9 protein-coding genes are annotated in these 9,121 nt (G+C 51.4%); 6 read left to right on the top strand and 3 right to left on the bottom strand.

Features of this window, described 5'->3' with window-relative positions:
- Positions 1–89: 89 nt before the first annotated feature.
- A complete protein-coding gene (gene feoB, locus DWX59_RS27725) occupies positions 90–2,240 on the bottom strand; it encodes a ferrous iron transport protein B (RefSeq protein ID WP_117563383.1) in 2,151 nt (716 codons plus the stop codon).
- Positions 2,237–2,473: a FeoA family protein gene (locus DWX59_RS27720; RefSeq protein WP_117563382.1), complete on the bottom strand. Its 237-nt coding sequence runs from the start codon at positions 2,471–2,473 to the stop codon at positions 2,237–2,239. The genes feoB and DWX59_RS27720 overlap by 4 nt, the downstream gene beginning before the upstream one ends.
- A gap of 371 nt (positions 2,474–2,844) precedes the next feature.
- On the opposite strand from DWX59_RS27720, the gene DWX59_RS27715 reads away from it, so the two are divergent.
- From DWX59_RS27715 to DWX59_RS27690, 6 genes are all read left to right on the top strand, one after another.
- A complete protein-coding gene (locus DWX59_RS27715) occupies positions 2,845–3,882 on the top strand; it encodes a LacI family DNA-binding transcriptional regulator (RefSeq protein WP_117563381.1) in 1,038 nt (345 codons plus the stop codon).
- Between the two features lie 195 nt (positions 3,883–4,077).
- Complete coding sequence (locus DWX59_RS27710) at positions 4,078–4,881, top strand: alpha/beta hydrolase (RefSeq protein WP_117563380.1); 804 nt, start codon at positions 4,078–4,080, stop codon at positions 4,879–4,881.
- Positions 4,882–5,754 carry an alpha/beta hydrolase-fold protein gene (locus DWX59_RS27705; RefSeq protein ID WP_117563379.1) on the top strand — a complete coding sequence of 291 codons (873 nt, stop codon included), beginning with the start codon at positions 4,882–4,884 and terminating at the stop codon, positions 5,752–5,754.
- Positions 5,755–5,756: 2 nt separating this feature from the next.
- Positions 5,757–6,083, top strand: a complete 327-nt coding sequence (locus DWX59_RS27700; RefSeq protein WP_117563378.1) for a YhdT family protein — start codon at positions 5,757–5,759, stop codon at positions 6,081–6,083.
- A gap of 2 nt (positions 6,084–6,085) precedes the next feature.
- Positions 6,086–7,603 carry a sodium:solute symporter family transporter gene (locus DWX59_RS27695; RefSeq protein WP_117563377.1) on the top strand — a complete coding sequence of 506 codons (1,518 nt, stop codon included), beginning with the start codon at positions 6,086–6,088 and terminating at the stop codon, positions 7,601–7,603.
- A 112-nt stretch (positions 7,604–7,715) separates the two neighbouring features.
- Positions 7,716–8,723 (top strand): LacI family DNA-binding transcriptional regulator, encoded by a 1,008-nt coding sequence (locus tag DWX59_RS27690; protein ID WP_117563376.1) that lies wholly within the window; start codon positions 7,716–7,718, stop codon positions 8,721–8,723.
- Here the strand turns inward: DWX59_RS27690 and DWX59_RS27685 are convergent.
- Positions 8,720–9,115: an acyl-CoA thioesterase gene (locus tag DWX59_RS27685; RefSeq protein WP_207660470.1), complete on the bottom strand. Its 396-nt coding sequence runs from the start codon at positions 9,113–9,115 to the stop codon at positions 8,720–8,722. The genes DWX59_RS27690 and DWX59_RS27685 overlap by 4 nt on opposite strands.
- Between the last annotated feature and the right edge of the window lie 6 nt (positions 9,116–9,121).

Here is a 9,121-nt window from a genome sequence, read left to right as displayed (position 1 = left end):
GTATAAATGCTTTTTAACTATGTCAAGGTACTAGGGTGTGTCTGAAAATTGCTTTTACGTCAGGCAGGCTTCCGCTGCGGCGCGGCATCCTATCCAAACAGCAGGCTTCCTATCTGGAACACCACCACGGCTGCCAGCCATGCAACTGCCAGCTGGAACACCACCATGCCGATTGTCCATCTCCAGGAACCGGTTTCCTTTTTAATGGTTGCTACCGCTGCAATACACGGAGAATACAGCAGGCAGAAAATCATGAGCGCATATGCATTTACCCCGCCAAACCCGGCCATGGACATGCTGGAGGAAAGTTCGGCCATACCTGCCCCGGAATTGATGTTGCTGATTCCATAAAGCACGCTGAAGCTGGACACCACCACTTCCTTGGCTGAAAGGCCTGAAATGAGGGCTACTGCCACCTGCCAGATTCCCAGTCCGGCCGGTCTTAACACCGGCACAAGGATGTGTCCGATGATTGCGGCAAAACTGTCCGACACATCTGATACAAAACCGGATGGTCCCAGATTCAGGACAAACCACAGCACGATTGACGCAATGAATATGGTGGTTCCTGCTTTGCTCAGATAGTCTTTTACCTTGTCCCACACATAGATGGCAACGGTCCTGCTGTTTGGGGTCTTATACTCCGGCAGTTCAATCAGGAGGGCATTCTGCGCGCTGTCATGCTTCTCATGCATATGGGCGATGAACGCCACCAGGATGGCTATGCAGAGTCCGATGATATACAGCGAATATGCAACAAGAAGGGCTTTGTCCGGGAAAAACATCTCTGCAAACAACACGTAAATCGGAAGCCTGGCAGAGCAGGACATAAATGGAGTTATGAGGATTGTCCTGCGCCGGTCCTTAACACTCTCCAGCGCCCGGGTTGCCATTACAGCCGGAACCGTACATCCGAACCCCAAAAGCATGGGCAGGAATGCCTTGCCGGATAACCCAACCATGCCCATGGTCTCATTCATCACATACGCAACCCTGGCCATATAGCCGCTGTCCTCCAGAAAAGCAAGGGCCAGGAACAGGATGAAGATATTGGGCAGGAACGTAAGGATCCCGCCCACCCCGGCAATGATTCCGTCCAGGATCAGGGATGTAAGCCACTGGGCCGCATGCACATTGGTGAGCAGGGCAAGCACGGATCCCGAAATCACATCCAGGCCCATCTGGAAATATTGTTTCAGGAAATCACCAACCGTAAATGTGAGGAAAAATACCAGTGCCATGATTCCCAGGAAGATGGGGATTCCCCAGACCGGATGGGTCATGAACTGGTCCACCCTGTCCGTGGTAGCCGCCTTCTCATTCTTATTAAACAGGCATTCCTCAATTACTTCCTCTATGTAATCATATTTTTCATTGATAATCTGTTTCTCATAATTCCGTGGCAGGATCTGTTCCACATGATCCAGCGGGTGGTCGCTTATGACTACCTCATCAAATTCCAGGAACTTGATGGCATGCCAGCGCATGTTATCCATATCGCCGTATTTTTCCCTGAGGGCTGTTTCAATCCGTGCAATCCTGCCCTCCACCTCTTCACTGTAATGGACCACCACGCCCTGGGGCCCCTCTTCATAATGATGCACCACTGCATGCATCAGCACATCCAGCCCTGTCCGCCTTCTGGCAGACACCGGAACAACCGGGATTTCCCCCAGCATTTCAGGCAGGCGGTGCATGTCTATCTCCATTCCCCTCTCTTCCACGATATCCATCATGTTAAGGGCCAGGATGACCGGTTTTTTCAGTTCAATGAGCTGCATGGTAAGATATAGGTTCCGCTCAAGGGAGGAGGCATCCACCACATTGATGATGACATCCACTTCCCCGTCTTCAATGCATTTCCTGGTCACCTTTTCTTCTATTGTGTAGGAGGTAAGGCTGTAAATACCGGGAAGGTCAATTACCTTAATCGGCCTGCCCTTATAGCTGGTTTCCCCCTCCACCCGTTCCACGGTAACGCCTGGCCAGTTGGCCACTTTCAGCTTGGCTCCCGTGAACGCGTTAAATAAAGTGGTCTTCCCGCAGTTAGGATTCCCGACAAAACCAACCGTTATGGGGCGTGTGCTTTCCTTACTGTCCCTATGCGCCGGATCCGGCAAACCGCGTTTCCTTTCTCCCGGCTTACCGGCATGTGGTTCCATATCCATGGATTCACCCCCTGTCCCCAGAGTTATGCTTCCATATAAATCTTTTCCTGCTGCCCTGGCCTGCCCATTCATGTTGTATGTTCCTCCCTGACCGTGATTCCCTCCGACAGACGGCGTCCCAAAGCCAGCCTGGTTCCCCTGACCTTTATAATCACGCTTCCGCTGCCCTTCTTATTCAATATATTCACAGGAGTACCTTCATTGACCCCAAGGGCCTCCAATCTCCTGGTAATGCCCTCATCCACCTGTACCCCTGCCACCACATACCGGCCGCCGATTTCGCACTCATTCAGTTTCCTCTGCATACTGACCCGTATCCTCCTGTAAAATCCTTAAAACCATATTCATTGTATGCTTAATAGGAAAAATTGTCAACAAAAAGAGTTTGTTGCGACAAACTATTTATAGGATGGCGTAAGGACCGGCTGGTAGTCACACTTGCAGATAACCCGGTTGACCGGATTTTTGTCAACTTCTTTTAAATACAATCAATAACATTAGCCTGGGAAGCATCCACCTGACAATTGCACTAAAAACAGCTGCAAATGCAGTTTTTATGTGTATGATACAAGCCGGCAGCCATGTGATATATGCAATCTAAATATAATTACCGCTTGCCATTCATGTCTCTTCACTATATGATAATAACTGAATACAGCTTCAAGGAGAATGATTTATGCCCACACAAAAAGATGTTGCCAATGCCGCAGGCGTTACCCCCACCACAGTATCCCTAATCCTCAACGGAAAAGCAAAGGAGCGCCACATACATCCGGAAACCGTGGCGCGGGTCATGGAAGCCATGAAGGAACTGGGTTACCAGCCCAACACCACTGCCCGAAGGCTTAGAAGTTCCGGGGCAGAGCGCCCGATTTTTGCCCTTTACTGGCCTGCGGACTCCCGGATCCGGCTTTGCGGCGATTTTATATATGAAATACAGCAGGTATTTGCAGCCCTGTCCTTTGACTGTGAGCTGGTAATCCAGACCTATGAGAAGGACCGGCTGCAGGCAGTTGCCGAAGGATTCCAAAAAGGCATTTACAATGGAGTAATCATCAGCGGCTGCTCTGCAGCGGATCTTGTTTTTCTGGAGGATTGTACGCCCATGGTCCCGGTGGTCCTGATTGACCGGTACTGCGAAAAATATTCCACTGTAGGCGTGGACAATTCCCAGGCCGGGCGTTCGGTTGCCAGGCTGATCCATGAATCCGGCTGCCCACAGGCCGCCGTCATACGGGCGGATGCAAGGCATATCGGACAGACCGGGCGTTTCAATGCATTTCTGGAGGGATGCAGGGAGCTTGGAATCCAAATCAGGAAAGACTGGATCATACAGATTGAGAATAATGTAAACGGCGGCGCCCTGGCAGCCGAACAGTTATGTTCCCTGAATGACAGGCCGCCGGTCCTGGTATGCGAGACCGACAACCTGGCACTGGGCGCACTGGTGGTACTGCGCCAGAAAGGAATCCGTATTCCGGGAGAAATGAAAATGCTCTGTTTTGGTTTTACGGCCAACGACACCCTTGCCTACCAGTCTCCGTCCATCTCCACCATAACCATGCCGGTGTCCCGGATGTGCAGGGCTACCGCCGAAATCCTGATTCATGCCCTATCCCACAGGGAGTATATGCCTGTTCATGTTCTGGTCAATATCGATATCCATTTACGTGAAAGCTTTTCAGAAATACAGGAGGCGCCCGGACTCATCTGATATCCGGGCGCTTTTTTAGTTATTATTACTGTATTGTGTGCTTCTTTTTTGGTACTATTATGGATTTTTATCTCTTTTCCACATTTCCATTGACATCTTTCTTTTTTTGCCTTATATTAGTTTTACGATAAACTAATAAAAAATAACGTTATTTAAGATTTAGTTTTACGAAATAATACTATATTGGAGGTTATTATGGCACTTGTTCAAGGGGAATTCTATTCTGAAGCATTGGGAATGGACACCCAAATCACCGCCCTGATACCGGAACCATCTGCTGCCTGTACAGCCGCGGCTGGGGGACGGAATTTTCCCACCCTGTATATCCTGCACGGGGCAACGGGAACCCATATGGACACGGTTCTGCAGACAGAGCTGGTCCAGCTGGTCCATATTCATTTTCCTAATCTGGCAGTGGTCATGCCGTCCGGGAATTTCAGCTTCTGGACCGATTATCAGGAAGAATATAAATACGGACATCAGTATATGACCTATGTGTCAAAGGAACTGGTTTCCATCTCACGAAGCCTGTTCCCATTGTCCGGTCAAAGAGAGGACACGGCAATCTACGGATTGTCCATGGGAGGCTTTGGGGCTCTGGCTTCCGGTCTCAACCACCCGGAAACCTTCGGCCATGTGGGAAGCCAGAGCGGCATGGTGGATATTGGCTGGGCAATCCAAACCCGCCCGTTCATGAATCTGAAACACCGCCGTATGTTCGGAACGGCCGCTGATATCACGGACACCTGTTACGACTTCTATGATGTCACCAGAAGATTGTCTGCGTCAGCTGATAAAAAGCCAAGAATCTTCCAGAGCTGGGGCGAGGATGATTATCTGATTGAAATCAATGAGGCATACCACCGTCACCTGGCCGCCCTGAATCTGGACTATACATGGCACAAGATACCCGGTCCCCACGGCTGGGGCGTGCACGGGCAGGGGCTGGGACTTTTCCTGGACTGGTTAAAGCAAGGCATGGAAAAGGAGGTGGGTTAAATGGCATTGCTGAAATTTACATACACTTCTGAGGCAGTGAATACAAACATGGAATTTTATGCCCTGATTCCCCAGAAAAAACATATACGGTCCCAGGATTCGCCGGAGCTTACCCTGACCTCCTTTCAGGAAACTTACCCTGTTACGATCCTGCTCCATGACATGCACAGCTCTCCCGGCGGACTGATCCGACAGACCGGGCTGGAACGGCTGGCATACCAGTCCGGACAGCTGATCCTGCTTCCCCAAGGATACCTAAGTTATTATACGGATTATGCCGCAAGGGACGATGCCCCTACGCCCTTGAACCCGGCAACGGGAACATCGGGGAATTTTACGGAAATGTGCTATGGAACATATATTGTCCCTGAACTTCTGGATTACGCCCAGGCCGTGCTTCCTGTTTCGTCATCCCCCCAGGACGTGTGCATCGGCGGAATCGGGATGGGCGGATTCGGCGCGCTGAAGCTGGGAGCGCTGCACCCTGACCGGGTGGGCTGCGTCTTTTCCATTGACGGCCATGTGGACCTGCAATGGCTCATGGACCACAGCCCGTCGCAAAAGGAACAGTTTAAGGCAGTCTTCGGCTCCCTACGGGCAAAAGGATCCAATGATCTGGCCGCGGTCTGGTCATCTTCTGAAAGGCTTCCGGCCCTGTTCCAATCATGGCAGGAAAATGGACCCTGTGCGCAGATGAACCGGAATTTTGCAAATGCTGTAAACCGTAATTCCATAAAACATACAGATACAAATCTTCAAATCAGATACTGCTGTTTCCCGGATAATATCCATGCCGGATGGAATCATATTGACAACGCACTGGCACAGGCCCTTGGCTGGACCGGACGCCTCAATGAAAAAAAGGAGAGGTAACAATGATGGAAACAAATACGCATATTACTGACAGCAGTCATTTTGTCCCTGATCCCCGTTTTAAGACCCTTGGAAAGGAAGCCATTGCAACCGGGCTTCTCTGGCTGTTCGATATAGGAATCACCATGGTCATTGCCTTTTTTTTCAGTAAACAGGACCCTGCCTCCTATACATACCTGTTCGGGCTGCCCATGTGGTTTGCACTTTGCTGCATCCTGCAGGCAGTGACCATCATCATATCCATATTGATGCTTTTATTCTGGTACAAGGACATTTCCCTGGAACCCAGGGACCCGGAGTTCAGTTCACACAGAAAGGACGGTAAATAAGAATGGAAGTTACAAGCAGAACAAGAATCATCGTGGGGCTTACCTTTGCTGCCTATTCCCTGATTACCATACTGCTGGGAATCTGGTCCACCCGTCAGGCCAGAAAGACGGATACTTCCGGCTCCGGCTTTGGAAAAAATTTCTATGCCGGCGGCGGCAACATGAACTGGCTTCTGGTGGGCATGATGCTGGCGGCTGGCGGCGCTTCCGGCGGAACCTTCCTCTCCAACCCAGGCCTTGCCCACAGCTGGGGGCTTATGTGGTGTATCTGTATGTTCGGCACCATTTTCCTGAACCTGTACGGCGCGGGCCTTGTGCAGAAAAAGCTGAAAATCGTGTGCGGCAGGATTAATGCGGTCTCCTTTGGCGTGGTCTTAAAGCACCGTTTTAATAATAATCGTTTTATTGCATGGTATACCCCCCTCTCCATTGTGGTGTTCACCGGCCTTATGCTGTACATGCAGATGACATCCGGCGCAAAGCTGGTGGCAACCATGACCGGCATGCGCTACGAAATCGGCCTTGTGCTGTTCGGGATCATACTGGTCGTCTATACAATCTTCGGCGGAGCCAAAGGGACCAGTATCGTATCCGTATTCCAGGGCTTTATCATGACCGTGACCACGGTTGCCCTGATGGTGGGGCTGTTTACCTATGTGCGCAGTGATTACGGCACCGTGGAGAAGGCGTTCCGCAGTCTGGCGCTGACAGACCCGTCCATCCTTACCCCAACCGCACAGTTTTCCCTGACCGGACTGATGTCCTACCTGTTCCTTACCGGGATGTCGGGCGCCGTTGGCTCCAACAATGTATCCAGGGCGGTCCAGATTGGGTCCAGCAAGGCGCTGCACCGCTCCACCATCATGACCATTCTGTTCATCGGTTTCTGGAGCTGTATCATGCCATTCCTGGGAACCCTTGGAAAGACCGTATTCCCTGATATCGCTTCCGATACCATCATCCCGTACGCGGCCCTGATGGTGCTGCCTCCTGTATTTGCCGGTATCGTGGTGGCAGGCGTCACCTCGGCCATCCACTCCACACTGGCCGTCAATATGCTTACGGTTAATGCCAGTGTTGTCATGGACCTTTACGGCTCCCTCATCAAACCGGAGGCCACGGACAAAGAGCTGCAGAAGGTCAACACCATATCCACGGCGGCACTCATCGTCCTCATGACCTTATTTGCCATCAAACCGCCTGCGCTGATCGGCGTCATCAATAACTTTGCAATTGCCGGAGGCGCGGCCGCGTTTTTCATTCCCATGCTCCTGGGCACATGGTGGAAACGTGCCAATGAATACGGATGTATCGCCTCCATGGTGGGCGGCGTGGGATACTACTTCCTGGCTACCTTTAACCCGGTGTTTGCATTTAACATGAACCCCATCATTCCCTCTCTAATCGTGGCGCTTCTTGCAATGGTCATTGTATCTGTGGCAACACCTGCGCCGGAAAAGGAAATTGTGGATATCTGGTTCGGCGCCGATTACGGCACCCGTGCAGCTAATCACTCATAGAGATTATAATCCCTAAAATCAGGGGCGGTTCCCTCTCTCCCACAAATCATTTGACATATTGCCAAAAAGTTCCTATGATAATAGGATACAATAATGATTTGGATGTGATCAGATGACAACGATTAAAGATATAGCAGAACTTGCCAATGTGTCCGCAACCACGGTATCCCTGATTCTCAACGGAAAGGCCAAAGAGCGCCGGATTACCGAGGCAACCATAAAGCGGGTAACGGACGCCATGAAGGAATTGGACTACAAGCCCAATCTAAGCGCCAGACGGCTTCGAAACAGCGGCACTGCCCGTCCTGTGATTGCCCTTTACTGGCCGCTGGACACCCGTGTCTCCATCCTGGCCGTATTTCTCAACGTGTTCCGGATGGAAGCCAGAAAACAGGGATTTGACTGTGAGCTGGTGATTCAGACATTTGAAAATGACCGTCTTAAGGAGGATGCCACCGCCATCATACAGAACAGCTACAGCGGCATCATCGTGGGCGCTGCCTCTGTCAGGGATATTGAATACCTGGAGTCCATTTCGCCCCGGATGCCGGTTGTACTCATCAATCGTTCCTCCGGCCGTTTTTCCACCGTATCCACGGACCAGTCCAAAATCGGCACATGCGCCGCCAGGCTGATTCATAAGAAGGGGCATGACTCCGCGGTCCTTATAGGGGTGGACAACCCGTTCCTGGCCAGCGGCCTTAGAACCAGGGCGTTCTTGGAGGCATGTGCCGGGCTTGGGATCCGGATCAGCCAGGATCATATCATCCAGGCCCCTAACACCATGGCGGGCGGCGCTCTGGCCGCCCGGGCCTACTGTTCCCTGCATCAGCCGCCAAAGATGGTCTTTTTCGAATCGGACTACATGGCCCTTGGCGCCCTTGGCGTGTTCCATGAGCAGGGTATCCGTATACCTGAGGATCTGGAGATGCTGGCCATCGCAATGATGGATTCCGAGTACAGTGAATTTTCCTATCCGCCTTTGAGTACCATCAATATGCCCATCCATGAAATCATGAACGGAGTCATCACTATTTTGATGGAACAGATCCGGACAAATAATGATACCCCGGTCCATGTGATGGCGGAGGCCGGGGTTACGCTGAGGAAGAGTTTTTAAATACCTGAATCCGGGCAGGAACCGCCCAGAACAGATGTATTACCCACCTTTCCCGGTTTTCCCTCTGCGTCCAGGGCCACATAAACAAATAAAGCATCTGCCGCCAGCACCCCCTCCGCTTCCTCCTGGGAATCCATCACCACACAGATTTTTATCTGAAGGGATGTGTTGCCCACCTTTATAACCTCCCCGGCCACATCCACAAAGGCCCCCACGGGAACCGGCTTTAGGAACCGTATCTGCTCCACCGCCACCGTGGCGACCTCGCATCCTGCAAACCGTTTAGCCGTAATGCCCGCAACCTCGTCCATCCATTCCATCAGTATGCCTCCAAACAGGATTCCCCTGAAATTCGCCATGGATGGCATGATTGCTCTTGACATCTTTGTCATCTTTTC

The sequence above is a fragment of the Enterocloster aldenensis genome (assembly GCF_003434055.1).
Taxonomy (GTDB): domain Bacteria; phylum Bacillota; class Clostridia; order Lachnospirales; family Lachnospiraceae; genus Enterocloster; species Enterocloster aldenensis.
Note: the sequence above shows the minus strand (reverse complement) of the source record. Positions and strands in the feature narration are given on the sequence as shown.

Coding starts and splice junctions, on each gene's coding strand:
- feoB (WP_117563383.1), bottom strand. CDS start 2,240: ATGAATGGGCAGGCCAGGGCAGCAGGAAAAGATTTATATGGAAGCATA.
- DWX59_RS27720 (WP_117563382.1), bottom strand. CDS start 2,473: ATGCAGAGGAAACTGAATGAGTGCGAAATCGGCGGCCGGTATGTGGTG.
- DWX59_RS27715 (WP_117563381.1), top strand. CDS start 2,845: ATGCCCACACAAAAAGATGTTGCCAATGCCGCAGGCGTTACCCCCACC.
- DWX59_RS27710 (WP_117563380.1), top strand. CDS start 4,078: ATGGCACTTGTTCAAGGGGAATTCTATTCTGAAGCATTGGGAATGGAC.
- DWX59_RS27705 (WP_117563379.1), top strand. CDS start 4,882: ATGGCATTGCTGAAATTTACATACACTTCTGAGGCAGTGAATACAAAC.
- DWX59_RS27700 (WP_117563378.1), top strand. CDS start 5,757: ATGATGGAAACAAATACGCATATTACTGACAGCAGTCATTTTGTCCCT.
- DWX59_RS27695 (WP_117563377.1), top strand. CDS start 6,086: ATGGAAGTTACAAGCAGAACAAGAATCATCGTGGGGCTTACCTTTGCT.
- DWX59_RS27690 (WP_117563376.1), top strand. CDS start 7,716: ATGACAACGATTAAAGATATAGCAGAACTTGCCAATGTGTCCGCAACC.
- DWX59_RS27685 (WP_207660470.1), bottom strand. CDS start 9,115: ATGACAAAGATGTCAAGAGCAATCATGCCATCCATGGCGAATTTCAGG.